Annotated in this window: 18 protein-coding genes; 10 read left to right on the top strand and 8 right to left on the bottom strand. The window is 72.9% G+C overall.

The window, feature by feature from the left end; genetic code table 11:
• Window positions 1-170 precede the first annotated feature (170 nt).
• Together KF823_08485 and KF823_08480 are read left to right on the top strand one after the other, a co-directional pair.
• Entirely contained in the window at window positions 171-1,430 is a 1,260-nt protein-coding gene (locus tag KF823_08485) for a hypothetical protein (GenBank protein ID MBX3725941.1), read from the top strand.
• 217 nt (window positions 1,431-1,647) lie between these two features.
• The gene (locus KF823_08480) at window positions 1,648-2,304 is read left to right on the top strand and encodes a DUF2306 domain-containing protein (GenBank protein MBX3725940.1); all 657 of its coding nucleotides are present in this window, start codon (window positions 1,648-1,650) and stop codon (window positions 2,302-2,304) included.
• Here the strand turns inward: KF823_08480 and KF823_08475 are convergent.
• Both KF823_08475 and ffh read right to left on the bottom strand, forming a co-directional pair.
• Entirely contained in the window at window positions 2,216-3,370 is a 1,155-nt protein-coding gene (locus tag KF823_08475; protein ID MBX3725939.1) for an AraC family transcriptional regulator, read from the bottom strand. The two genes, KF823_08480 and KF823_08475, sit on opposite strands and share 89 nt — an antisense overlap.
• A 74-nt stretch (window positions 3,371-3,444) precedes the next feature.
• Complete coding sequence (ffh, locus tag KF823_08470) at window positions 3,445-4,833, bottom strand: signal recognition particle protein (GenBank protein MBX3725938.1); 1,389 nt, start codon at window positions 4,831-4,833, stop codon at window positions 3,445-3,447.
• Window positions 4,834-4,968: 135 nt separating this feature from the next.
• Here ffh and KF823_08465 point away from each other — a divergent pair, with 135 nt between their 5' ends.
• The 3 genes from KF823_08465 to KF823_08455 all read left to right on the top strand — a co-directional run bounded on the left by KF823_08465 (window position 4,969) and on the right by KF823_08455 (window position 8,554).
• Window positions 4,969-5,667, top strand: a complete 699-nt coding sequence (locus tag KF823_08465; protein MBX3725937.1) for a hypothetical protein — start codon at window positions 4,969-4,971, stop codon at window positions 5,665-5,667.
• A gap of 65 nt (window positions 5,668-5,732) precedes the next feature.
• Complete coding sequence (locus KF823_08460; GenBank protein ID MBX3725936.1) at window positions 5,733-6,296, top strand: RNA polymerase subunit sigma; 564 nt, start codon at window positions 5,733-5,735, stop codon at window positions 6,294-6,296.
• Entirely contained in the window at window positions 6,293-8,554 is a 2,262-nt protein-coding gene (locus KF823_08455; GenBank protein ID MBX3725935.1) for a serine/threonine protein kinase, read from the top strand. Before KF823_08460 ends, KF823_08455 begins: the two co-directional genes overlap by 4 nt.
• Before the next feature lie 31 nt (window positions 8,555-8,585).
• Here the strand turns inward: KF823_08455 and KF823_08450 are convergent, their stop codons facing one another.
• Window positions 8,586-9,248 (bottom strand): hypothetical protein, encoded by a 663-nt coding sequence (locus KF823_08450; protein MBX3725934.1) that lies wholly within the window; start codon window positions 9,246-9,248, stop codon window positions 8,586-8,588.
• Between the two features lie 340 nt (window positions 9,249-9,588).
• Between KF823_08450 and ccsA the strand changes: the two genes are divergently transcribed.
• Complete coding sequence (gene ccsA / locus KF823_08445) at window positions 9,589-10,383, top strand: cytochrome c biogenesis protein CcsA (protein MBX3725933.1); 795 nt, start codon at window positions 9,589-9,591, stop codon at window positions 10,381-10,383.
• A 262-nt stretch (window positions 10,384-10,645) separates the two neighbouring features.
• Here ccsA and KF823_08440 read toward each other — a convergent pair whose 3' ends face one another.
• The 4 genes from KF823_08440 to KF823_08425 all read right to left on the bottom strand — a co-directional run bounded on the left by KF823_08440 (window position 10,646) and on the right by KF823_08425 (window position 15,549).
• Window positions 10,646-10,891, bottom strand: coding sequence for a hypothetical protein (locus KF823_08440; GenBank protein ID MBX3725932.1), 246 nt, complete (start codon window positions 10,889-10,891; stop codon window positions 10,646-10,648).
• Window positions 10,892-11,203: 312 nt separating this feature from the next.
• The gene (locus KF823_08435; protein ID MBX3725931.1) at window positions 11,204-12,481 is read right to left on the bottom strand and encodes a multidrug effflux MFS transporter; all 1,278 of its coding nucleotides are present in this window, start codon (window positions 12,479-12,481) and stop codon (window positions 11,204-11,206) included.
• A gap of 343 nt (window positions 12,482-12,824) precedes the next feature.
• Window positions 12,825-14,207 (bottom strand): hypothetical protein, encoded by a 1,383-nt coding sequence (locus KF823_08430; GenBank protein MBX3725930.1) that lies wholly within the window; start codon window positions 14,205-14,207, stop codon window positions 12,825-12,827.
• 16 nt (window positions 14,208-14,223) lie between these two features.
• The gene (locus KF823_08425) at window positions 14,224-15,549 is read right to left on the bottom strand and encodes an FG-GAP repeat protein (GenBank protein ID MBX3725929.1); all 1,326 of its coding nucleotides are present in this window, start codon (window positions 15,547-15,549) and stop codon (window positions 14,224-14,226) included.
• A gap of 400 nt (window positions 15,550-15,949) precedes the next feature.
• Here KF823_08425 and KF823_08420 point away from each other — a divergent pair, with 400 nt between their 5' ends.
• From KF823_08420 to parC, 4 genes are all read left to right on the top strand, one after another.
• Entirely contained in the window at window positions 15,950-16,513 is a 564-nt protein-coding gene (locus KF823_08420) for a sigma-70 family RNA polymerase sigma factor (GenBank protein ID MBX3725928.1), read from the top strand.
• Window positions 16,506-18,089 carry a protein kinase gene (locus tag KF823_08415; protein ID MBX3725927.1) on the top strand — a complete coding sequence of 528 codons (1,584 nt, stop codon included), beginning with the start codon at window positions 16,506-16,508 and terminating at the stop codon, window positions 18,087-18,089. Before KF823_08420 ends, KF823_08415 begins: the two co-directional genes overlap by 8 nt.
• 199 nt (window positions 18,090-18,288) lie before the next feature.
• Complete coding sequence (locus KF823_08410) at window positions 18,289-20,967, top strand: CHAT domain-containing protein (GenBank protein ID MBX3725926.1); 2,679 nt, start codon at window positions 18,289-18,291, stop codon at window positions 20,965-20,967.
• 171 nt (window positions 20,968-21,138) lie between these two features.
• Window positions 21,139-23,373 (top strand): DNA topoisomerase IV subunit A, encoded by a 2,235-nt coding sequence (gene parC, locus KF823_08405; GenBank protein MBX3725925.1) that lies wholly within the window; start codon window positions 21,139-21,141, stop codon window positions 23,371-23,373.
• Window positions 23,374-23,445: 72 nt separating this feature from the next.
• Here the strand turns inward: parC and KF823_08400 are convergent, their stop codons facing one another.
• Window positions 23,446-24,537, bottom strand: a complete 1,092-nt coding sequence (locus KF823_08400) for a hypothetical protein (protein MBX3725924.1) — start codon at window positions 24,535-24,537, stop codon at window positions 23,446-23,448.
• Window positions 24,538-24,563 lie beyond the last annotated feature (26 nt).

Genomic DNA, 24,563 nt, shown 5'->3' with positions numbered 1-24,563 from the left:
GTTCGATCCGGCAGCACCCGCCAGACGCCGCTGTCCAGCGACGACAGCGCCGGTGGCCGATTGATCGGCGACGGTTCGGGGCGGAGCGCTGATCCCTGCGCCTTCGTCGGCCCGTAGGTACAGGCGAGGGCCGACACGGGTGCGGCCCACGTCTTCAAGAGCGTTCACTCATGTCTCGTCTGCTCCGCGCCGGACTCCTGTCCTTCATCCTGCTGCCTTCCGCCCATGCCGCCACCTTCGTGGCGGCCAGTTCGCTGGACGTGCCGGACGCCAATCCCGGCAACGGCGTGTGCGACCCGGTCGGCCTGCCGCCCAGCCAGTGCACGCTGCGCGCGGCGATCATGGAGGCCAGCGCCCTGCCCGGCAGCCACACCATCCACCTGCAATCCGGCCGCGAGTACCTGCTGACCCGGCCGTTGGTGGCGCACGACGGCGCCACCGGCGAGTTGCGCATCGCCCGCTCGATGAGCATCTTCTGTCCCGGCTGCGAACAGCGCCCGGTGCTGAACGCGAACCACAACTCCCTGGCCGTACGGATCGTCGAGGGCGACGTCACCCTGACCGGCTTCGACATCATCAACGGCAGGAATTCCCCGAATGCCGTGGGCGGTGGCGTGCTGGTGCAGTCCGGCGCCGGCATCGTGCGCCTGAACGCCATGCGCCTGATCGGCAACGCCGGTTTCGTCGGTGGCGGCCTCTATTCGGACGGACCGGATACGCGGGTCGCCGGCAGCGAGCTGGCCTACAACGAATCCTTCGGCGGCACCGGCGCGGCGATCCGCTTCACCGGTTCCGGTTCACTGCGGCTGACCGAGAGCGCGGTGCATTCGAACCTGGGCAACAGCACCATCTCGGTCTTCCAGTCGGGCGCCGGCAACCAGTCCCTGCTCGTGCAGGACAGCACCATCAGCGGCAATCAGGGCGACGGCATCATCGCCCTGCGCAAGCACCTCGTCCTGCGCAACGTCACCCTGGTCGGCAACGGTGGCGACGGGCTCCGGCACTATGGTGCCGACGGCCCCTGGCACCTGACCTTGCGCAACAGCATCGTCGCCGGCAACCTCAACGACTGCGTGGTCGACCCGGCCCAGGTCGTGGCCGACAGCGACGGCCACAACCTCCTGTACGGGGCCAGCTGCATCGGCCTGCCCGGGATCAGCAACCTGCGCGGCCTCGACCCGCGGCTGACCCCGCTGCGCTACCGCAGCAGCCTCAGCGTCACGCCGATCCACTGGCCGCGCCGCGACAGTCCGGCAATGAGCGCGGGATCGCCCAGCCAGGTCGGCGACGGCGCCTGCACCGGTGCCGACCAGCACGGCACAACGCGGCCGCACGGCTATGGCGGCCCGCCGCGCTGCGACATCGGCGCCGCCGAGATCGATGCCGACGACGTCATCTTCTACGACTCGGCCGAGACTCTCGGGATGTAGCGGTCCCCTGGAACACGGCCGCTCCGGACTTGGTCCGGATCCGTGGCCCGGGACGACGCCCCTGGATGGCCGGCAGGGCGCCAAAGCCGTGCCGGATCGACCAGGCGGCAGCTCGGCGCGACCGACGGGGGCGAAAAAGTCCGGTCCGGCCGGACCGGACGCCGGACACCTGTCCAGCGGTCAGGCTGGACCGTCCCTGCCCGTCGAGACCTGTCCTGTGCGCCTGCCCTGGAACCTCCTGCTCCGCAAGCTGGCCTTCGCCGTGTTCGCCCTGTCCTGCCTGGCCATTGCCGGCCACGCCTTCGCCTACCTGTACCAGGGCTGGAATCCGCGCAACCCCTTTCATGTCAGCTTCGCGAAGGCCGGCTGGCCGGTGCCGGCGCACTTCTTCGCGGCCGGGCTGGCCCTGGTGCTGGCACCGGTCCAGTACCTGAGCGGCCTTCGCCGAGGCTGGCCCGGACTGCACCGGGCGAGCGGCTGGCTGTACGTGGCCGCGGTGCTGATCGGCGGGGTCTCGGGCCTGCTGCTGGCGCCGCGCGCCCAGGGCGGCCTGGCAAATGCCTTCAACTTCGCCCTGCTGTCCCTGCTCTGGCTGGCCTTCACCGGCCTGGCGATCCGTCACGCCATCGCCGGCCGCCTGGAGGCGCACCGGCGCTGGATGCTGCGCAGCATCGCCCTGACCTTCGCCGCGGTGACCCTGCGCGCCTACCTGGGGCTGGGCATCGCCGTGCTCGGCCTGCCCTTCGACGCCGCCTACCTGGCCGCCGCCTGGCTGTGCTGGCCGGTCAACCTGCTGGTCTGCGAGTGGCTGCTGCGGGGTCCGCTGCGCAGCGGCGCCGGTAGGCCGCCGGCGTTTCGCCCTGCAGCCGCTTGAAGGCGGCGTTGAAGGTCGACTTGGCGGTGAAGCCGGCAGCGAAGGCGATCTCCAGCACCGTGCGGGTGTCGCCGGGGTCGGCCAGGGCCGCGCACACATCGGCGATGCGGTGGCGGTTGACGAACTCCCAGAACGGCACGCCGTGGCGGCGGTTGATCACCGCCGAGACCAGATACTCGGGATAGCCGCTGCGCCGGGCAAGCTGGGCGATGGTCAGGGCCGGCTCGCGGTGCACCCGGCCCTCGGTCATCAGGGCGTCGATGCGGGCGGCGACGGCGTCGGCCCGCGGGTCCTCGGTATCCGTGGCAGGCAGCGGATCCGGCGGCGGCGTTTCGGCTGCGGCGGCCTCTTCGATGTCGCCGGCCGCACGCGGCACCTGCGGCCGGACCAGGGCCAGGTAGCCGACCAGGAACACCCAGGCCGCCACCGCCGCATAGATCAGCCGGTAGCTGAGCCAGGGCAAGGTGGTCAGCCACTGGCCGAAGGCGATCGCCCAGATCAGCGCCTGCGACAGGCCCATGGCGATCAGCCAGCGCAGCGCGCCCGGATCGCCGTCCGAGGCGCTGGCCAGCAGGCGGCGCCGGTAGCGCCAGACCAGGCGCAGGGACAGCAGCAGCCAGGCCAGGCCCCAGGCCATCATCGCCAGGTCCAGCCAGGGTGCCCGCGCCGGGATCCGTCCGGCAGCCAGCGCACGGTACAGCTCGACCAGCCCCGCCTCGTCGAGCAGCAGCAGATCCGCCCAGGCCAGCACCGCCAGCGCGAACACGGCCAGGTGCAACAGGTCGGCCCGGCGCAGGCCGTCGCCGCGGACCACCATCCGGCAGTAAAGGTAAAAGGCGCTGGCGTGCAGGAAGGGGAACAACCCGACCAGGCGGTAGGGCCGCAACAGGCCGGGCCCGGGGTCGGCCAGGTACAGCGCCCGCACCGCAAGGTCGAGGCTGGCCAGGGCGATCCAGGCGGCAAGCAGCCCCTGCCCGGCGGCCTCGTGGCGACGCTGCCACAGCGCCAGCGCCAGCAGCGCGCCCTGGCCGGCACCCAGGACGTAGACCAGCAGCCAGGCGTTCACGGACGTGGCCGGCTCAGCGACCCGGGGCGCCGCCGTGACGGCAAGGCGAGGGACAGGCGCTCATGCCTGCCCGCTCAGCGCAGCATGCCGCCGGGCGGCATGCCGCCGCCGCCCAACCCGCCCATGGCGCCCTTCAGGCCGCGCAGCATGCCCTTCATGCCGCCGCCCTTCAGCTTGCCCATCATCTTCTCCATCTGCTGGTACTGCTTGAGCAGGCGGTTGACGTCGGCCGGCTGGGTGCCGGAGCCGCGCGCGACCCGGGCGCGGCGGCTGCCGTTGAGCAGGGTCGGGTTGCGCCGCTCCTTCTTGGTCATCGAGTCGATGATGGCGATCATGTGCCGGATCTCGCGATCGTTGACCTTGCCCTTGACCTGCTCGGTGAGCTTGCCCATGCCGGGCAGCTTGTCGAGCAGGCCGGACAGCCCGCCCATCTGGGTCATCTGCTGGAGCTGGTCGCGGAAGTCCTTGAGCGTGAAGCGGCGGCCGGCGGCGACCTTTTCGGCCAGCTTCGTGGCCTTGTCACGGTCGACCTTGCGCTCGACCTCCTCGACCAGGCTGAGCACGTCGCCCATGCCCAGGATGCGGCCGGCGATGCGGTCGGGGTGGAACGGCTCCAGCGCCTCGGTCTTCTCGCCCAGGCCGATGAACTTGATCGGACGGCCGGTCACGTAACGCACGCTGAGCGCGGCGCCGCCGCGGGCGTCGCCGTCGGCCTTGGTCAGCACCACGCCGGTCAGCGGCAGGGCGTCGGCGAACGCCTTGGCGGTGGCCGCGGCGTCCTGGCCGGTCATCGCGTCGACCACGAACAGCGTCTCGGTCGGCTTGACCGCGGCGTGCAGGGCCTTGATCTCGGCCATCATCGCCTCGTCCACCGCCAGCCGGCCGGCGGTGTCGACGATCAGCACGTCGGCGAAGGCCTTGCGGGCGGCGTCGATGGCACGCTCGACGATCGCCACCGGCTGCTCGCCGGCGCTGGACGGCTGGAACACCGCGTCGACCTGGCCGGCCAGGGTCTCCAGCTGGGCGATCGCCGCCGGCCGGTAGACGTCGGCGGAGACCACCATGACCTTCTTCTTCTGGCGCTCCTTCAGGTGGCGCGCCAGCTTGGCCACCGTGGTGGTCTTGCCGGCGCCCTGCAGGCCGGCCATCAGGATCACCACCGGCGCCGGGGCATTGAGGTTCAGCGGCTGCGCGCCGGCACCGCCCATCACCGCGACCAGCTCGTCGCGCACGACCTTGACCAGGGCCTGGCCGGGCGTGAGGCTGCGCAGCACGTCCTGGCCGACCGCGCGGACCTTGACGCGCTGGATGAAGGCCTGCACCACCGGCAGGGCGACGTCGCCCTCGAGCAGGGCGATGCGGACCTCGCGCAGGGCCTCGCGGATGTTGTCCTCGCTCAGCCGCGCCTTGCCGCGCAGGCGGTCGAGGGTGGTGCCGAGGCGTTCGCTCAGGGACTGGAACATGCTGGACTCCGGATCTCGGGGCAGCGACTCCCCGCGCCGCACCGGCGGCCGGGCGGGTCGACTGCAAGGCGCCAAGTATACGACCCTGCTGTGCCGCGCCTTGCCCGGGGCCGGCGCGCGGCGTAGGGTGGCGCCATGAACACGACAACCCGCCTGACGCTGCTGTGCGCAGCCCTCGCCCTGGCCGCCTGCGGCCAGTCGCCGCAGACCGCCCCTGCAAGCGCGCCGGAACCGGCCGCGCCCCCGCCGCCGCAGGCTGAAGCGGAGGCGCCGCCCTCCGCGGACAGCCCGCACGATGCCTTCCTGGACCGTCTGCGCAGCCACTGCGGCCAGGCCTACGCCGGCCGCATCGTCGCCAACCAGCCCGCGCAGCCCGACGACGCCTTTGAAGGCAAGGCCCTGGTGATGCACGTGCGCGAATGCGGCCAGACCGAGGTCAAGGTGCCCTTCCATGTCGGCGACGACCACAGCCGGACCTGGGTGCTGACCCGCACCGGCACTGGCCTGCGCCTGAAGCACGACCACCGTCACGAGGATGGCAGCGACGACGCCGTGACCATGTACGGCGGCGACACCGCCGGACCCGGTACGCCGCAGCGCCAGGAATTCCCGGTCGACGCCGAGTCGGTGGCGATGTTCGAGCGCGAGGGCCTGACCGCCTCGGTGACCAACACCTGGGCGATGGAGATCGAGCCCGGCCAGCGCTTCCTGTACGAGCTGTCGCGGCCCGGCGGGCGGCTGTTCCAGGTCGAGTTCGATCTGGCCACGCCGGTGGACCTGCCGCCGACACCCTGGGGCCACAGCGAAATCGTCGCTCCGCAGTCGGCGCGCTGACCCCGGGCTCCCGGGACCGGGCAAAGGGACGCTAAGCTGACGCCCGTCCCGCGTGCCGCTGGCCCATGTCCGACGACGAAGGCGCCATCACCGTCCTGCTGCATCGGCTGTCGGCCGGCGACAGCGGCGCCGATGCCGCCCTGCTGCCCCTGGTCTACGGCCAGCTTCGCCGGCTGGCCGCACGCCAGCTCGGCGTCGAGCGCGGCAGCCACACGCTGTCGCCCACCGCCCTGGTACACGAGGCCTGGCTGCGCCTGGCCGCCGACGACACCCTGGCGCCAGCCGACCGCCGGCAGTTCTTCGCGATCGCCGCCCGGCGCATGCGCCAGGTCCTGGTCGACCATGCCCGGCGCCGGGATGCCGGCAAACGCGGTGGCGGCGATCGTCCGCTGACCCTGTCGCTGGCGCTGGACGTCGCCGGCACCGGCGATGGCATCGATGCCCTGGCCCTGGACCAGGCGCTGCGTCAGCTCGAAGCGCTCGACGAGCGCAAGGCGCGAGTGGTCGAGCTGCGTTGTTTCGGCGGCCTTGAAATGGCCGAGGTGGCGACCGTCCTGGGCCTGTCGCGATCCACGGCGCAGCGCGACTGGGAGGTCGCGCGCGCCTTCCTTTTCCAGGCGCTGTCGTGACCAGTCGGGCGGCGCTGGCCCTACTGGAGGCCGCCCTGGAACATCACGGAGAGGCACGAGGCGCGTTCGTGGCCCAGGCCTGCGCCGGCGACGACGCGCTGCTGGACCAGGTGAATGCCTTGCTGGCCGCCCATGGCAGCAGCCAGGGCTTTCTCGAAGGGGATCCGTCCGCGCCCTCGCGCCTGGGTCCCTGGCGCCTGCTCCAGCCGATCGGCCGGGGGGGAATGGGGCAGGTCTGGCTGGCCGAACGCGATGCCGGCGACTTCCAGCAGCAGGCGGCGATCAAGATCGTTCCCGACCACCTTGCCGATGCCGACGCGCTGCGCAGGGCGGAGCGCGAACGCCGGCTGCTGGCGCGCCTGGAGCATCCCAACATCGCCCGCGTGATCGACGGGGGCAGCGCGCCGGACGGCGCACCGTGGGTGGCGATGGAATTCATCCGCGGCGCGGCCATCGACGAGTGGTGCCGACGCAAGGGCCTCGACCTGCGCGCCCGGGTCCGGCTGTTCCTGCAGGTTCTGGCCGCAGTGGCTGCGGCGCACCGGGCACTGGTCGTGCATCGCGACCTGAAGCCGTCCAACGTGCTGGTTGCCGACGATGGCACCGTCAAGCTGCTGGATTTCGGCATCGCCGCCTCGATCGGCAGCGGCGACGCGCAGGACCGCACGGTCACGGCGCTGGCCGCCATGACGCCGGAGTACGCCTCGCCAGAGCAGTTCCGGGGCGAACCCCTGACCACGGCCAGCGACATCCATTCGGCCGGACTGCTGCTGTACCTGCTGGTGGCCGGGCGACCGGCCCGCGAGTCCGTTGGCCGCTCCCTGGATGCCCTCGCCCGCCTGCTCGCGGCGCCGGCACCGACGCGACCCAGCAGCCGCCTCGATCCCGGCAGTCTGTCCCTGACCGGGGCTGCTGCGGCAAGCTGGCGGCGCGGCCTGCGCGGCGACCTCGACGGCATCGTCATGAAGGCGATCGCCGAGCAGCCCGAACGCCGCTACGGCACCGCCGAAGCCTTCGCCGACGACCTGCGTCGCTGGCTCGACCACCGCCCGGTGCAGGCGCGCGGCGATGGCCGCTGGTACCGATTCGGGCGCTTCCTGCGCCGCAACCGCGTCGCGGCGGCGGCCAGCGCGGTGGCGCTGGTCGGTGTCCTGGGCGGCCTGGTCGCCAGTCTCGACCAGGCGCAGCGCGCCGAACGGGAGGCCGAACGGGCCCGCCAGGCGAACCGGTTCCTGATCGACATGGTGAGCGCCGCGGACCCGCATGTCAGCGGCACCTCGCTGACCCTTGGCGAGGCGGTCGACAAGGCGGTCTCCGGCCTGGGCAATCGCTTTGCCGCGGACCCGCTGCTGGAGGGCGAGCTTCGCGTCGCCCTTGGCCGCGCCTACCTCTCCCTGGACCGCCTGGACGATGCCGCCGCGCAGATCGCGGCGGCAGAGCGCCTGCACCGCACGGCCCCGCCCGCCGTTCGTGCCCGCACCCTGGACGCCGTGGCCCTGCTCGCCTGGTACCAGGGCCGCTACCAGGACGCCGAGGAGCTCCTGCACAGCGCCCTGGCGTCCCTGCCCCGACGCCGCGACCCGGTCACGGAGGCGACCCTCCGCAACGACCTGGCGGCCCTGCTCAACGACCTGGGCCGCTACGAGGAGGCCCTGCCCCAGGCCCAGGCCGCCCTTGCCCTGGCCAGTCCGGGCGAGGGCGACCTCCGGGCCCAGGCGCTGCGCGAGGGAAATCTCGGCTATGCGCTGCACGGCCTGGGCCGGCTCGACGAGGCCGCCGCCGCCTACGGCAGGGCCCGCGCACTGCTCGAGTCGGCGCTGCCGGACGGCCACCCCGACCGAGCGGTGAACCTCAACAATCTTGCGCTGGTGCTGTCCGACCAAGGACGGGTCGAGGACGCGATCCCCCTGCTGGAAGACTCGCTGGCCATCCGGGTCTCGCTGTTCCCGCCCGACCATCCCGCCATCCTGGTCGCCCGCGCCAACCTGGCTGCCCACCTGGGCCGCGCCGGACACCACGACCGGGCGCGCGAAACCATCGATGCCGTGCTCGCGCTTTCCACCGGACGGGTGCCGCCCAGCAGCCAGATCCCCGGCAACCTGCTGGCGATCGCGGCGCGCGTCCACGCCGATGCCGGCGATGCCGGGCGGGCACGCGCGCTGGCGGAGCAGGCCCTGGAGGCCTATGGGCACGCCGAAGCGGTCGAGCCCGGCCGCCGCGAGGCCATGCTGGCGCTGATCGGGCCGGTCGGCCGCTGAGAGCCCGGCCGATGCCGGCCCCGAACCGGGCTCAGTTGTCCGGCTGGCCGATCGCCCGGACCATGAAGCCGCCCGGGAAGGGCACGAACTGCGTGTTGTCCATGCGCGTGCCGAACGGCGCACTGGCCAGGTCGTCGATCACCGCCGCGATGTCCGGCGCATAGAAGAACCACGAGCGGTCGGCGACCGCGTCGGTGTCGACCCGCGCCGGCCGGTCCTGGCCGCCCAGCAATTGCGCGCTGGCGCCAACGAAGATCGCGCCCTGGACCCGCATCGGCGGGATCGCCACCCGGTAGAAGGCGTTGCCCGACACGTCTGGCGTCGCCTGGACGCTGGCCAGGGCGGTCGCGTTGCGCGGATCGCCGTCGGCATCGGCGTCGACCAGCAGCCAGAAGGTCACCGGCCCGTTCGCCAGGGACGGGAAGGTGGCGCCGAAGGCGACCTCGATGGCCGTGACCACCTCGGCGCCGGGCTGCACCAGGAAATAGTTGCCCCACAGCATGTCCGGGTCGAACGTCGATGGCGGACCGATGTTCACGTTGCCGCTGCCGTCGTCGAGCAGGTACACGAAGGGCGGATCGAAGCCGTCCCTGAGCAGGCGATCCACGGGACCGACCGTGCCGGCCAGGGCATCGACGTTCCAGGCCGTCGCGAAGAGGAACGCAATGACCGCCCGTCTGCCTGTCCAGTTCATCGTCACTCCTGCCATGGGTGTCAGGGTCAGCTTAGCCCGGATCCCTCATGAGATCGCTGCTGGGACCGCCCATTTCCACGCCACGGCGGGACCTCGACTGCGATGATTCGCCGCCCTGCGAAAGACCCGGGCCGGCAGATTGCCGGGGAACGGCTGTTCCGGCCCCCTTCCGGGTCGCGACCCGTCCCCTGGCCTGGCCGGCGCGTGGAGAATCGATGGCCTGCCGCGACCGTCGCCGGTCGGCCGCAACGACCCGCCCCGCCGACGCGCTGGCCGGCGAACGGCCGACCGCGCGCATGCGCTGACGCCGGACGGAGCGCCGTGCGAGACTTGCACGACCATGCCCCTGGCCCTCACCATCGCCCTGTTCTTCTACTTGGCCGCCGCTGCCCTCACGGCCGGCCGCCTGCGCCACGGCGTGGATCGCATCGGCCATGCGCCGGTCCTGTTTCTGGCCGGGCTGGGCGTGCTCTTCCATGCGGCGGCCCTGGCGATGGCCATCCATGCCGCGGGAGGCGTGCGGCACAGCTTCGGATTCGCCCTCTCGGTGGTGGGTCTGGGCATGGCCGCGGTGCAGATGCTGGCCGCCCGCAGACGCCACCTCGACCCGCTCGGCGTCCTGGTCTATCCGATCGCAGCCGGTTGTGTGCTGGTCGCCCTGCTGCTTCCCGATGGACGGCCGGGGACCGGCCCGGACACCTGGCAGATCAGCCTGCACGCGCTGACCTCGCTGCTCGCCTATTCGACCCTCAGCGTGGCCAGCCTGGCCGCGCTGCTGCTGGCGATCCAGGAGCACGCCCTGCGTACGCGCCGCCCGCTGCCCTTCCTGCAGTCCCTGCCGCTGACCCTGACCGAAGGCCTGCTGTTCCGACTGCTGCAGGCGGGCTTTGTCCTGCTCAGCCTCAGCCTGGTCAGCGGGGTCCTCTTCATCGAAGACATCCTTGGCCAGCACCTGGCGCACAAGACCTTTTTCTCGGTGGCCTCCTGGCTGGTGTTCGGCGGCCTGCTGCTGTCCCACCACCGGTACGGCCTGCGCGGCCGGCGCGCCGCCTGGCTGACGCTGTCGGGCATGGCGCTGCTGCTGCTGGCCTACTTCGGCACCAAGGCCATCCTCTCGGCGCTGGGCAAGGCCTGACTCATCGGCTGCCGCCGGCCTCCGCGTGGCCGGGACAGCCCGCGATGCGTTGCCACGAGGGGAGCCGCGGTTGGCCGGGCAGAACGACGTCTGGCAGCTTGTCGAAAAACGACCTTCCAGGTCGTTTTTCAAGTCGCCCGTCCGGCGCAGGTCCGGACGGGCTCCCGTCGAATCAACTGCTCACGCACTTGCTTCGCCGAGCGGCCATCCATGGCCGCCGCCAGCAGGCTGTTTTTCAACAGCCTGCTGGCTGGACGGGCGCTCAGGCGACCAGTGCCCGGGGCGGTTCGGGTTCGGCGTCGGCGTCCTGCGCCGCCACGCCGCCGACGCAGGCCAGGGTGACGCCGCCTTCATCGTCGTAGAGCTCGACGTCGCCCTTGCGGTTGAGCCGGCCGTAGGTGTAGCGATGGGCGTGCTGGGCCAGGTGGATGTGGCCGTTGTCCTGCAGCCATCCGCGCAGGCGGTTGCCGGCGCGATCGTAGACGGTGATGCCGTGTCCTTTGTCCATGGTCTTCGCGCAACCGGTCTGCCTGTGGGTTGCCTGCCAGTCTCCGGGTCCCGGTACCGGTGGACAAGACGAAAACTGCAAACAATGGTGACGGCACGGCCCTGGCGGGTCCTGGAACGCAAACAATGGTGACGCGTCGCGCGCGTCGTGAGCACCGTCCCAGTTGCCCTGAGAACTGCGCGTGACGGATGGCGCCGGAGCACCGAGGGGGTGCGATGCCGGTCGGCCGATGCGGCGACCGAAGCTCACAGGCATCCGCCCGAAGGGCGCCTCGTCTCGCCGCGCAGGCCGCCGGCCGCTGCCGGGCCGGCTTCACTGCTGCCCGGCATTGGCCAGCGGTAGCAGTGGCTCGTCGGGCAGGGGCCGCGTCCGGGGCGGCCGCGGCCGCAGCTGCCAGGCCAGGTAGCCCAGCACGGTGAGCACCAGGGAGCCCAGGGCCAGCATCTGCGGGGACGCGCCCAGCCAGGGCGCCAGCAATGCAGCGACCAGCGCGTTCAGGACCAGGGAGATGAAGGACTGCAGCGAGGATGCGGCCCCGCGATGGGCCGGATAGCGGTCCAGCAGCAGCAGCGTGATCGCCGGAAAGGCGATGGCGATGGCGAAGGCCAGGGCGCTGATCGGCAACACCGCCCAGGGCAGCGCGAACTGCTGCCCCGAAACCGCGTAGGCGACATTGCCGACGCCTGCCGCCAGCATCGCGGCATAGGCCAGCCCGATACTGCGCTCGGGGCTGGCGCGGCCGGCCAGACGGCCGGACGTGAAGGCCCCGGCCATCATGCCGGCGATGGTCGGCACGAAGAACCAGCCGAAGTCCATTGTGCCCAGGCCCAGATGGCGGAGCACGAACGCCGGTGCCGCCGCGATGTACAGGAACAGCGCCGCGAAGTTGAAGGCAGCCGCCAGCGACATCCAGCCGAAGCTGCGATCGCCCAGCATCTGCGCATAGTTCTGCACCATCACGCCGACCGACAGCGAACGCCGCCGCTCGGGACCATGCGTTTCCGGCAAGCCCAGCAGGCAGGCCAGCCAGAGCAGCAGGCCGAACCCGCACAGGAACCAGAACACGGCCTGCCAGCCGGCCAGCCCGAAGATCCAGCCGCCGATGATCGGTGCCACCGCCGGCGCGATGCCGAACAGCATGGTCACGGTGGACATCAGGCGCTGCGCGTCGGGGCCGTCGTACAGATCCCGGACGATCGCGCGACCGACGATCAGGCCGACGCCTGCGGAAACGCCCTGCACCGCGCGGAACACCAGCAGCCAGCCCAGCGACGGTGCCAGCGCACAACCCACCGAGGCCAGGGCGAACACGAAGGTGCCGACCAGGATGATGCGGCGCCGCCCGAAGCGGTCGGACAGCGGGCCATGCACCAGGGCCATGCTTGCGTAGGCGAGCAGGTACACGCTCAGCGTCTGCTGGATGCCCAGGTCCGAGACGCCGAGCGCAACCGCCATCGCCGGGAACGCCGGGAACATGGTGTCGATCGCGAACGGCCCGAACATCGCCAGCGCCGCCAGCAGGACCGCGATCCTGGCGTGTCCCGGGCGCGGGCGGCTGGCTACGGTGTCGATGACGTGTCGGGGTGGCATCACAGGGGCGCAAGGGCGGGCTGCGGGCTGCGCAAGCCCGCAGCGCCCGGGAAACCGCAGGGTACAGGGAAAGGCGCGCGACGCCGTTCCCGGCAGCGCCGCGTCCCGGTCGGCTGCGGTCGCCCTTTCGCGCACCCGCATCCCGGTTCGCCGACAGCAGATGCGCACGACGGGCACGGGAATCGCCGCGAGCAGTTTGCCGGGCTGCATCGCAACCGACGCCTGCCACTCATGGCCGTCCGCAGCCGCAACCGGGCGTGCTGCCGCCTCGCCGACAATCGGCAAGAACAGGCGCCGGAAGCAGTTCTTCGAGGACGACCCAGGTTTGTCCGGCAGCAGGCGCCTACGGCTGGAATCCGTTGGCGAACACCCGGTCGCCCACGAATGCCTGCACCCAGCCGGCGGTGAGACCATCGTCGCTGCGCCCCGGCGCCGCCGCAAACGCGAGCGGGCCGCCATCGCCCGGGGCCAGAAGCACCGAACTGCCGAACCGGTTGCCACTGGCCGAGGCCAGCACCGAGCCGCCCCAGCGCAGGTTCTCGCCGGGCGACCAGACATGTCCGGCACCGGCAGGGGCCGGCTCGAACACGGTCGCCTCGCCAGCCTCGGTGCGCACGCCGATCAAGAGGGTGCCCAGGTTGCGGCGAGGCACGCCGACCAGCAGGCGCGGGCCGCTGCCGGTCGCCAGCACCGACAGCGACTGGCCGAAGCGGGCGCCGGCCTGGGCGGTGGTCGGGAACAGGTCGGCTGCGGTGATCCAGCTGTCCAGCGACACCTCGCGCCGGTAGACACGGACGCCGCCGCCCTTGGTCTGCGCGTCGCCCGGCTTGCTGCGCGCCGAGGCGCCGACGAACAGGTAGCCGCCCTGCAGCGCCAGGGAGGCGCCGAAGCGGTCGAGCAGGTCGACCGGCGTCCAGCTCAACTGCTGGCGCAGCTGCCACGCGCCGCTGCTGCGCCGGAACCAGTAGACGCGACCGGCCACCGCCTGGTCGGCGACGGTCTGGTCGGGCGCAGACACGAACACCTGGTCGCCGGTCGGCGTCATCGCCAGCGCCGAGCCGAACGCCGCACCGGCGGCGGGGTTGCCGGCCGGCAAGGCCAGCAGGCCTTCCAGGAACCAGGCATTGCTGGCCTGGCGCGCCAGCATCAGGACCTGTCCGGACTGTGCCGCGCCGGTCACCGAATGCCCGGGCACGCCGAGCGCGGCGAAGTCCGCACCGATCGCCACCGCGGCGCCGAGCTGCCGCCCGCTGCCGGTTGCGCCCTGCTGGATGATCCGGCCATTGAAGACCAGCTCGTAGCCGTCGTCGCCGTCGCGGCGGCGGAACAGGTAGCCGGCACCGGCCTGCGCCAGGCCGTCCACGGTCTCGCGCGGCGCCCCGACCAGCAGCCAGCGCCCGTGCACGGCCAGCGCATGGCCGAACCGGGCGCCGGTCTGCCGGAATTCGGGCGGCGGCACCAGGATCTGCCGAACCTGCCATTCGCCCTGCTCCCAGCGTCGCAGGTGCACGGTGCCGGTCTGGCCGGTGTAGCCGCCGGGCATGCCGACCAGCAGCTGACCGCGTTCGTCCATCGCCAGCGCGCCGTCTTCCAGGACCACCGAGGACTGCCGCAGCGGGCCGATCTGCTGGCCGGGCATCAGCACGGCGGGATCAGGCGGTGCGGCCATCGCCAGGGTGTGGACCAGCAGCAGGAGCGCGGAGGAACGTTGGACGAAGGAAGTCATGGTGCTCGGAGGCCCCTCAGGGACAGTCGAAATCGTGGTCGAGCAGGCGGTCCTGTACGGAGACGTCGACGAAGCCGGCGCGACCGACGCCCGGGACATTGCCGTTCGGCGCGCCGATCGCGACCAGGCGGTCGGCAGCCACGGCGAAGCCGAACCGGGCCTGCGCCTGGGCAAGTGCACCGGGATTGGCCAGCCCGGCGATCTGGAGGCTCCAGGGCGTCGCGCAGGAACCGCCGCGCACGCGCAAGGCCCGGCGCTGGGCGGCGCCAGCATCGACCAGCACCGGACCGACCGGCGGCACCAGGTCGCGCCCGGGGATGCCGATCACCAGATCGCGCGGAGTGGCCAGCGCCAGCGCGCCGCCGAAACGGTCGAAGGCGGCCGTCTCGGCGCCGCCGAACTCGCCCGCCGGCTGCCAGGGAAAATCGCCGGATCCGGTGCGCCGCCACACCCCGACGCGACCGCCATGGGCGGTGCCGAATTCGTCGCCGTCTGCGCCGGCGGCCACGGTGTCGCCGCGGATCGCCACTGCCACGCCCAGGCGGTCGTTCGCGGCCGGCACCGATAGCAGCAGGCGCTGCTCCTGCTGCCACGCATCGCCTGCCAGCGCGAACACGTAGGCGGCGCCGCGCGCGCCGAAGCGGAACGGCGCACCGGCCACCAGCCGCAAGGGCGCGCCGGCGCCCTCCCCCGGCGCAAGCGCCACGCGCAGGCCGAAGCCGTCGCCGTCGCTGCTGTCCAACGGCACCAGCACCTGACGCAAGGTCCAGGCCCCTGCCACGCGCTGCCAGGCCTGCACCTGGCCAGGAGGGGCACCTGCGCCACCGCCGGCGCTCAGCCCGAGCAGCAGCCAGTCGCCATGCAGAGCCACCGAGGCGACCCCGGCACCCGCGGGGGGCAGGGCGGGAAGAACCTCGGCGACGTGCTGCCAGTCGGTCCCGCTGCGTTCGAACACATGCACCTGGCCGGTGTTGCCGGGTGGCCCACGCTCGACCACCGCCAGTCGCTCGCCGGCCATGGCCAGGCCGATGCCGAACAGGTGGCCCTGGCCGGGCAGCGGCGACAGCAGGCGCTGCTCGCGCAGCAGGTGCGCGCCCTCGCGACGCCATACCTCGACCGCGCCCCCGGCCACCGGGGGCGCGCCGCCGGACAGACCCAGCAGTTCGGACACCGCAACCCGGTCGCCGCTGCCCGCCACCGCGACCCCGTAGCCGGCCTCCTCGAAGGCGAACACCCCCGAGGTCAGCCGCTGCAGGAACTGCGCCTGCGCACTAACGGCCACCCCCGCCAGCAGCAGGGCGAGCGCCGCGCACCCGCCGGTCATCCGTGTCGCCCTGGACATCCTTCCTGCTCCTCGATGCTTGCAAGACAGGAATCCCGGCAGGACCGGAACCGAACGCCTCACGACCGGTGTTCGGTTCCGGGGCCGCCCGGGTTTGATGGGAGCAGACACCGCCACGGAATCCGCGATGCTGAGCCTTCCCGCCCTTCCGGCCGCCCTGCCGGCCGCCGGTTTTCCGGCCGCCCCGGCCCGGACATTTCCTGACGCCGCCACCCCGGCCGCCGAGCTTCGCGCCGTTGCGCGGTCCGCGCCCGTTGGCCGGTTCGACGTAGCGTCAGGCAGGCCTTCGCTGTCGAACCGTCCGCAACCCGCACCACGACGCGATCTCGACGGCGTGTTCAGGCGTCCTCATGAAATCTCCGGGCTAGAATCAGCGACCGCCAACCCGCCAGACAGGTCCATGCAGGGGGAAGCCACCGAACTGCTGCTGCACCGGATCCGCGCCGGCGACGGCCGGGCGCGCCAGGCGCTGTACGACCGCTGCCTGCCCCTGCTGCTGCGTTGGGCGCACGGCCGCCTGCCGCACCATGCGCGCAGTGCCAGCGACACCGAGGACCTGGTGCAGACCACCCTGCTGCGAGCGCTGCGCCACCTGGACGACTTCCAGGCCAGCGGCAGCGGCGCGTTCCTCGCCTACCTGCGGCAGATCCTGCTCAACGAGGTGCGCCGCGAGCTGCGCAGCCAGCGCCGGCATGGCGGTGCCCACCTGCCGGTCGACGACATGGAGCTGGCCGATCCCGGCCAGTCGGTGGTCGAGCAACTGGTCAGCCAGGAACGCCTGGCCGCATACGAGAAGGCGCTCGCCCGGCTGGACCGGCGCCAGCAGGAGCTGGTCGTTCTGCGCATCGAGTTCGGCCTGTCCTACCCGGAGATCGCCGCCGAGATCGGCGGCTCGCCCGATGCCGTGCGCATGACTGTCACCCGCGCCCTGCAGCGCATGGCTACGGAGATCGGCCATGGCTGAGCGCGAACCGACCCGCCGCATCGCCGAATCGATCGCCGACGAACGCCCGGTCGACTGGCGTCCCGCCGAGCGGGCGCTGGGGCCCGACGATCCGGAACTGGCCAGCCTGCGCCTGCTCGACGACGTCGCGCGCGCTTTCCGGGCCACCGGCAGCCCGCCGCCGCGCCCGGCGCGGCCGGTGTTGTTCCGCTGGGGCCACCTGGAGGTCACCGGCCGGCTCGGCGCCGGGCTGACCGGCGAGGTGTTCGCCGCCTGGGACCCGGTCCTGCAGCGCGAGGTTGCGCTCAAGCTGCGCGCCAGCCGCGATCCGGCCAGCGATCCCGCCAACCACCAGCTGCTGGCGGAAGCCCGGCAGCTGGCCGGCATCCGCCACGGCAACGTGCTGGCGGTCTACGGGGCGGCCGTGCACGACGGCCGGGCCGGCCTGTGGAGCGAACTGATCGATGGCGCGCCGCTGTCGGCGCGCCTGGAGGCCGATGGCCCGATGGCGCTGACCGAAGTGCTGCACATCGGCCTGGACCTGTGCCGGACGCTGGCGCAGGTGCATGGCGCCGGACTGGTGCATGGCGACATCAAGGCCGAGAACGTCATGCGCGAACGCGGCGGCCGCATCGTGCTGATGGACTTCGGCGCCAGCGGCCGCCGCGAGGACCTCGCGGCGCGGCTGCTGCAGTCCGGCACCCGCGCCTACCTGTCGCCGGCTCGCCAGGCCGGTGCGCCGCCGACCGCCGCCGACGACCTGCATGCCCTGGCGGTGCTGCTGCACCTGCTGCTGGCCGGACGGTTCCCCGAGCCGGGCACCGCCCTGGCCGACCTGCGTCCGGACCTGCCGGCCGCGGCGTGCGCTGCCCTGGACCGGCTCCGCCTGGCGACGCCGGCGGACCGGCCGGCCAGCGCCGCCGGTTTCGCACGCGTGCTGCTCGACCTGCTGCCCGACCGGGAGGCGCCGTCGCCGACGCGCCCGCGGCGCGCCTGGCTGGCGGCGTCCACGGCGGCCGTGGTCCTGCTGGTCGCGGCGCTCGCCTGGTGGCGCGCGCCGGCGCCCACCTGGCAGGGCCTGGCCGAGTTCGTCGATGTCGACAGCGGGCGCGTCCTCGGCAACGACGCCGAGGTCGGTCTGGGCGATGCCTTGCGCCTGCGCCTGGCCAGCGACGCAGGCAGCCACGTCTACGTGATCAACGAGGACAGCGCCGGCGCGCTGGCCGTGCTGTTCCCGCTTCCCGGACTGGACCTCGGCAATCCCCTGCCGGCCGGTAGCCACGAGCTGCCCGGCACGACTGCCGGCCGGCCGCTGGCCTGGGAGGTCGCCAGCGACGCCGAACACGAGGTGTTCCTGGTGGTCGCCTCGCGGTCGCCGCTGCCGGGACTGGCACAGGCGCTGGCCGAACTGGCGCCGGCGACGGCCGGGGCCGAGGGCGCCGAGCGGGGCGCCAGCCGCCTTCGCCACGCGGGGGCCACTGCCGAGCCCGCGGGTGGCCTTGACCGCCTGGAGCGGATCGCCCGTGCGGACGGCCGCGTGCATCTCGTGCGGCTGCGCCTTCGCCATCGGGATTGGGCGCCCGAGGGCGCGGACTGAGCCGCACCCCGTCGCCGACCGGCCGACGATCCGTCGCCGCCGCGACGGACTGCGCCGCCGCGCCCAGACATCGCACCCGGCGTGCCCGGCTATCATCGGGCGACCGTGCGGCGACGCCGCCGACCCGGCCGGTTCCGCTGCGCGGACCGGTACGGGCCCGGCAGGCAGCCGCCCGGTCTTTCCGGCAAGGCGATGGGCGATGGTGCTGCGCGCAATCTCCAGGTGGCTGTCCCGGCGTCCGCCCCGCATCGGCCGGCGCGCCCTGCCCTTCGCGCTGCTGCTCGCCGCGGTTGCGTGGGCAAGCCCCGGGGAGGGCGAGGGCGATCGCGCCGCCGCTGCCGCGACGGCCATCGAGCAACTGATCTCCGAGGGACGCCACGAGGAGGCCATCCCGGCGGCCCGGGCACTGCTGGCGCAGACTCCGGCGAACCGCGCAGAAGACCTCGCCGTGCGCGTCCGCGCCAGCTACCTGCTCGGCTCGGCCCTGCATCGCGCCGGCAACCCCGCCGAGGCCGAGGCGGTCCTTGAACAGGGCCTGGCCGAGGCCGGCCAGACGCCCGGGCTGGCCGCCGAACGGCAGGCGATGCTGGCCACGCTGGCCCATCTGGCCGGCATCACGGGCAGGTTCGACCTGGCCGAACAGCGCATGGCCGCCAGCCTCGCGCTGATCGAAGGCGACGGCGCCCCGGAGCGGCGCGCCGACGCGCGGTACGCCTTCGCGGTCACCCTGGCGATGGCCGGCGACAACGCCCACGCCGTCGAGGTGGCGCGACAGGTCCTGGCCGACGAGCAGGCCCTGGCGGTGCCGCGCCGGTACGACCAGGGCCTGGTGCGTTTCCTCATGGCCACCGCCCTGCTCGACAGCGGCCGGCCGCAGGACGCCGAGCCAGTGTTCGCGGAAGCGGCCGCGGATTTCGAAGCCTCGGTCCCGGCCGGAAACCCGGTGCACGCCAAGCTGGCCAACAACCTCGGCAACGCGCTGAAGGCCCTCGAACGCCTCGACGAAGCGGGTGCCCAGTATCGCCGGGCGCTGGACCTGTACGCGGACCAGGGCACGCCCGAGCGCTGGTTCCCGGTCGCTGGGCAGGCCACCATCGCCCTGTGGCAGGGCCGCGCCGGCGAGGCGCGGGCCGCGTTCGATGCCCTGGTGCCGGCGATCGCAGCCGCCCTGGGCGAGCGCAGCATCGCCGCACAGTTCGCCCGCGCCGGCCAGGTCGCCGCGCAGTGGGCCGCCGGCGACCTGGACGCCGCCTTCGCCGGCGCGCTGGCCAACGAGGACCGTCGCCAGGCCATGGTCGCCGGCCTTGCCGCCGTCATCTCCGACCGCCAGGCACTGGCCCTCAAGGGGTATCTGCAGCCCGACTGGGAATGGCTGGTGGCGCTGGCCGCCCAGGCGCCGACCGCCGAACGCGTCGACCTGGCCTGGTCGCGCCTGATGGCCGCCCGCGGCGAGGTCACCGCCACCACGGCGCTGCGTCGGGCGGCGGCACGAGCCGCCGACGACGCGGAACTGGCCGGGCCCTGGCAGGACTGGCTGCAGGCCAACCAGGTGCTGGCCGATGCCGCCCTGGCGGCCGTCGACGGCGGCGACGTGGACAGCCTGCTGCGCCACCGCCAGGCCGCCGACCGCGCCGAGCGCGTGCTGGCGCGCCGGCTCGACGGCCTGGCCCGGGCCCGCGCCCAGCGCACGACCACGGTTCAGGCGCTGGCGCAGGCGCTGCCGGCCGATGCCGCGCTGGTCGTCCAGGTGCTGCTGCGCAGTGGCCGTCCGGAGGCCTTCGACCGCACGCTGCGTCCGGAACGCTTTGCGCGGCGGGTCGCCTTCGTGCTGACGCCGGATGCGCCGCCACGCCTGGTCGACCTGGGGCAGGCGGCGCCGATCGAGGCCTTGGCGCGCGGCTGGCATCGCGCGTTGCGTGATCCGAATGTCAACGAGGACCGGGTGCGTGCCCAGGGCGCGCGCCTGCGCCAGGCCGTGCTCGATCCCCTGTCGCTGCCGGCCTCGACGCGGCGCCTGTTCCTGGTCGCCGATGGGGCGCTGGCGCGGGTCGCCTTTGCCGCACTGCCGGCGCCGGAGGGCGACTACCTGGTCGAGGCCGGCTGGCAGGTGCACCTGCTCGAACACGAGCAGGACCTGCTCTTGCCGGCGCAGTCGCCTGCCCGCCCGCCGTCGCGCCTGGTCCTGGTCGGCAGCCCGGACGGCAGTGCCGCCGATGCCCGGCGCAGCGCCGGCTGTCAGGACGGCTTTCCGCCGCTGCCGCATGCCGGCCGGGAACTGGATGCGATCGCCGCGCTGTGGCCGGCCGGACGGGCAATGGAACGTCTGCAGGGCGAAGACGCCGGCAAGGCCGAGGTCAGCGCCGCCCTGCCGGGCGGCGGCATCCTGCACTTCGCCACCCATGCCCTGGCGTTCGCGCCCGAGTGCCGGCCCGACCAGCGCGCGGTGGCGCTGGCCGGCGCCGACCCCGGCGCGCCCCTGCCGGCCCTGGTGCTGGCGGCGCGCGGCGATGGCCGCCCCGACCTGCTCAGCGCTGACGAGGTCGCCGCCCTCGACCTCGCCGGCACCGGCTGGGCGGTGCTGTCGGCCTGCGAGACCGGCCTGGGGGAGGAGCAGGCCGGCGAAGGCGTGTTCGGCCTGCGCCGGGCGTTCCGGATCGCCGGCGCGGCGACCGTGGTGATGAGCCTGTGGCCGGTGCAGGACGCCGCCAGCGCCGACTGGATGGCGGCCCTGTACCGGGCCCGCCTGGTCGACGGTCTGGACACCGTCGCGGCCGTGGCCAGCGCCCAGCGCAGCGCGATCGCCGCGCGGCGCGCTGCCGGCCTGCCGGCGCACCCTTACTACTGGGCCGCCTTCGTCGCGGCCGGCGATCCGCGCTGACCGGCGCCCGGCGCAGGCCGGCGCCCGCTGCCGCCGGCAACGCCGCAGCCTCGCCGCCGCAACGCGGGCGATGCGTCCCTCCCGCGAGGCCGTCCGGCGCCGCGCGGGTCGGCAGCGGCGCGGGCGATGCGGCACAATCGCGACCCGTTCCCGCCTCCCCGCACCCGCCCCATGACCGACCAGATGCCGGGCTTCGAGCCCGTCCCGCTGCGCCGCTACGCCGAGAACGCCTACCTGGACTACTCCATGTACGTGGTGCTCGACCGTGCCCTGCCGTTCGTCGGCGACGGGCTGAAGCCGGTGCAGCGGCGCATCCTCTACGCGATGAGCGAGCTCGGCCTGTCGGCCGGCGCCAAGCCCAAGAAGGCGGCACGCACGGTCGGCGACGTGATCGGAAAATTCCATCCGCACGGCGACTCGGCCTGCTACGAGGCGCTGGTGCTGATGGCGCAGCCGTTCTCCTACCGCTATCCGCTGGTCGACGGCCAGGGCAATTTCGGATCGCCCGACGACCCCAAGTCGTTCGCGGCGATGCGCTACACCGAGGCGCGCCTGACGCCGTTCACCGAGCTGCTGATCCAGGAACTGGGCCAGGGCACGGTCGACTGGCAGCCCAACTTCGACGGCACCCTCGAGGAGCCGAAGTTCCTGCCGGCACGGGTGCCCGGCGTGCTGCTCAACGGCGTCACCGGCATCGCCGTCGGCATGGCCACCGACATCCCGCCGCACAACCTGCGCGAGGTCGCCAGCGCCTGCATCCGTCTGCTCGACGACCCGCAGGCCAGTGTCCGCGACCTGTGCGACCACATCCCCGGCCCGGACTTCCCGACCGAGGCGGAGATCATCACGCCACCCGCCGAGCTGGTCCGCATGTACGAAACCGGCAGCGGCAGCGTGCGCGCACGCGCCGTCTACATCCGCGAGAACGGCAACATCGTGCTGACCGCCCTGCCCCACCAGGTCAGCCCGGCCAAGGTCATCGAGCAGATCGCCCAGCAGATGCGCGCCAAGAAGCTGCCCCTGCTGGAGGACGTCCGCGACGAGTCCGACCACGAGAATCCGGTCCGCCTGGTGCTGATCCCGCGCAGCAACCGGGTCGACGCCGACGAGCTGATGAACCACCTGTTCGCGACCACCGACCTGGAGAAGAGCTTCCGGGTCAACTTCAACGTCATCGGCCTGGATGGCCGACCGCAGGTCAAGGACCTGCGCGCCCTGCTGACCGAATGGCTGGCGTTCCGCACCGACACCGTGCGCCGCCGCCTGCAGCACCGCCTGGACCGGGTCAGCCGGCGCCTGCACCTGCTGGCCGGCCTGCTGATCGCCTACCTCAACCTCGACGAGGTGATCCGCATCATCCGCACCGAGGACAAGCCCAAGCCGGTGCTGATGGCGCGCTTCGACCTGAGCGACGACCAGGCCGAGGCGATCCTGGAGACCAAGCTGCGCCACCTGGCGCGCCTGGAGGAGATGAAGATCCGCGGCGAGCAGGACGAACTCGAACGCGAGCGCAAGCGCATCGAGGGCATCCTGGGCAGCGCCTCGAAGCTGCGCAAGCTGATCAAAGACGAACTGGCCCAGGACGCCGAGGAACACGGCGATCCCCGGCGCTCGCCGCTGGTCGAACGCGGCGCCGCCCAGGCACTGTCGCTGGCCGAGCTGGCACCGTCGGAACCGGTCACCGTGGTGCTGTCGGAAAAGGGCTGGATCCGCGCCGCCAAGGGACATGACGTCGACGCGGCCAACCTGAGCTACCGCGAGGGTGACCACCTGCTGGCGGCGGTGCCCGGACGCAGCAACCAGCAGGTCGCCTTCCTTGACTCCACCGGCCGCAGCTATGCCGCGACAGTGCACTCGCTGCCCTCGGCGCGCGGCAACGGCGAGCCGCTCACCGGCCGCTTCTCGCCACCGGCGGGCGCCCGATTCTGCGGACTGGCCACCGGTCCCGACGAGCAGCGCCTGGTGCTGGCCACCAGTGCCGGCCACGGCTTCGTCACCGCCCTGGCCAATCTGCTCGGCCGCAACAAGGCCGGCAAGCAGGTCATCAGCGTACCGGCCGGCGCCCAGGTGCTGGCCCCGGCCACCGTGCTCGATGCCGATGCGGACCTGCTGTGCGTGGCCACCAACGCCGGCCACCTGCTGGTGTTCGCGGTCGCCGAGCTGCCCGAACTCGACAAGGGCAAGGGCAACAAGCTGGTCGACATCCCCAAGAAGGCCGCGACCGGCGGCGAACAGGTCGCCGGCATCGCCGTGGTCGGCGCCGGCCGCGAGCTGATCGTCTGGGCCGGCAACCGCTACCTGCGCTTCAAGCCCGCCGACCTCGACCACTACCGCGGCGAGCGCGCCCAGCGCGGCCGCGTGCTGCCGCGCGGCTTCCAGCGGGTCGACCGGGTCGAGAGCCTGTGAGACCGGGCGCCTGACCTTGCGCCGGTTCCAGTCGGTACCGCCGGCGCAATCCTGCCCTCCTTATCGGGGTCGTCAGTTGCCCTGGAAGCCGTTGCGCCAGATCGTGTCGAGATCCGGCGCCGCCTCGTAGGCGCCGCGGTCGACCGCCGGACCGCGCACGCGCGGGTTGCCGGCGATGTCCAGGGTGCCGGTGCCACCGTTGGGCGCCGCAATGCCGGTGTCGCGCAGCGGCGAGCCAACGCCCGGCCGCCACCAGACCCCGTCCGCAACCAGCCGCGGGTCGCCACTGGTCATGCCCTGGTTGCTACCCGGGGAGCCGCTGAGGCCGCCGATGTGGTTGTTGCGCAGGTGGCTGGGGGTGCTGCCGACCGCAAAGTCGGTGGCCACCCCGTTGCCGGCGAACACATTGTTGGCCACCCACAGGAAGCCCGGCCCGTACGCCTCCACCGCCGCGAACCCCGGGCCGATGACGAGGTTGGCGGTCACCGTGGACTGGGTGATCCGGTACACGCTGAGGGCATTGGCGCTGTCGACGACCACGCCGCGGTTGCGGTTGCCGTCGATCTGGACGTTGCGCACGGTCGCGTCGAGGCGGCCGCCAGTGGCATCCATCAGGCGCAGCGCACTGCCGGCGATGACCGGCGCGTGGTTGTCGTTGAGCTGGATCAGCAGGTGCTCGAGCTCGGCGGCGCCATTGGCGCCCTCCCAGGCGGTCACCTGCAGGCCGATCCCGAATCCGGAGCTGGTGCCCCTGCCATTGCGCAGGCTCAGGTTGCGCAGCCGGATCGTGCCCGCGCCACCGGCACCGTAGTGCCCGAGGCCCAGCACCTGGCCCAGGCCGGCGCCGCTCAGCACGGTCAGCCTGGGGTCGTGGGTCTGCTGCGTGCAGGTGGCGTTCCAGCCGCCGCTGATGTCCAGGTCCTGGGTGAGATTGCTCGAGTAGAGATAAATGAAGCCACTCGCCATTGGCGTGTCACGTATCAGGGTGCCGGTGCGGATCCGGATCTCGTCGTCGACGCCGTTGGTCTCGGCCGTGGACAGCGCGTTCTGGAACTGGACGCCGGTGCCGACGCAGAACATCGCCGCCACGGCAGGGGCGGGCGCCAGCGCGACCAGCGCCACGGCAAGCAGGGGGGCAAGGAGGCGGGGAGATGCGAGGTTCATGGGCTGCTCCGTCGAAGGGGCGGCCA

Source organism: Lysobacterales bacterium (assembly GCA_019634735.1).
Taxonomy (GTDB): Bacteria; Pseudomonadota; Gammaproteobacteria; order Xanthomonadales; family UBA2363; genus Pseudofulvimonas.
The sequence above is the reverse complement of the archived record's forward strand: the minus strand, read 5'-3'. Positions and strand labels throughout refer to the sequence as shown.

Coding starts and splice junctions, on each gene's coding strand:
- KF823_08460 (MBX3725936.1), top strand. CDS start 5,733: ATGTCCGACGACGAAGGCGCCATCACCGTCCTGCTGCATCGGCTGTCG.
- KF823_08430 (MBX3725930.1), bottom strand. CDS start 14,207: ATGACTTCCTTCGTCCAACGTTCCTCCGCGCTCCTGCTGCTGGTCCAC.
- KF823_08450 (MBX3725934.1), bottom strand. CDS start 9,248: ATGAACTGGACAGGCAGACGGGCGGTCATTGCGTTCCTCTTCGCGACG.
- KF823_08415 (MBX3725927.1), top strand. CDS start 16,506: ATGGCTGAGCGCGAACCGACCCGCCGCATCGCCGAATCGATCGCCGAC.
- parC (MBX3725925.1), top strand. CDS start 21,139: ATGACCGACCAGATGCCGGGCTTCGAGCCCGTCCCGCTGCGCCGCTAC.
- ffh (MBX3725938.1), bottom strand. CDS start 4,833: ATGTTCCAGTCCCTGAGCGAACGCCTCGGCACCACCCTCGACCGCCTG.
- ccsA (MBX3725933.1), top strand. CDS start 9,589: ATGCCCCTGGCCCTCACCATCGCCCTGTTCTTCTACTTGGCCGCCGCT.
- KF823_08440 (MBX3725932.1), bottom strand. CDS start 10,891: ATGGACAAAGGACACGGCATCACCGTCTACGATCGCGCCGGCAACCGC.
- KF823_08410 (MBX3725926.1), top strand. CDS start 18,289: ATGGTGCTGCGCGCAATCTCCAGGTGGCTGTCCCGGCGTCCGCCCCGC.
- KF823_08420 (MBX3725928.1), top strand. CDS start 15,950: ATGCAGGGGGAAGCCACCGAACTGCTGCTGCACCGGATCCGCGCCGGC.
- KF823_08400 (MBX3725924.1), bottom strand. CDS start 24,537: ATGAACCTCGCATCTCCCCGCCTCCTTGCCCCCCTGCTTGCCGTGGCG.
- KF823_08485 (MBX3725941.1), top strand. CDS start 171: ATGTCTCGTCTGCTCCGCGCCGGACTCCTGTCCTTCATCCTGCTGCCT.
- KF823_08435 (MBX3725931.1), bottom strand. CDS start 12,481: ATGCCACCCCGACACGTCATCGACACCGTAGCCAGCCGCCCGCGCCCG.
- KF823_08465 (MBX3725937.1), top strand. CDS start 4,969: ATGAACACGACAACCCGCCTGACGCTGCTGTGCGCAGCCCTCGCCCTG.
- KF823_08425 (MBX3725929.1), bottom strand. CDS start 15,549: ATGTCCAGGGCGACACGGATGACCGGCGGGTGCGCGGCGCTCGCCCTG.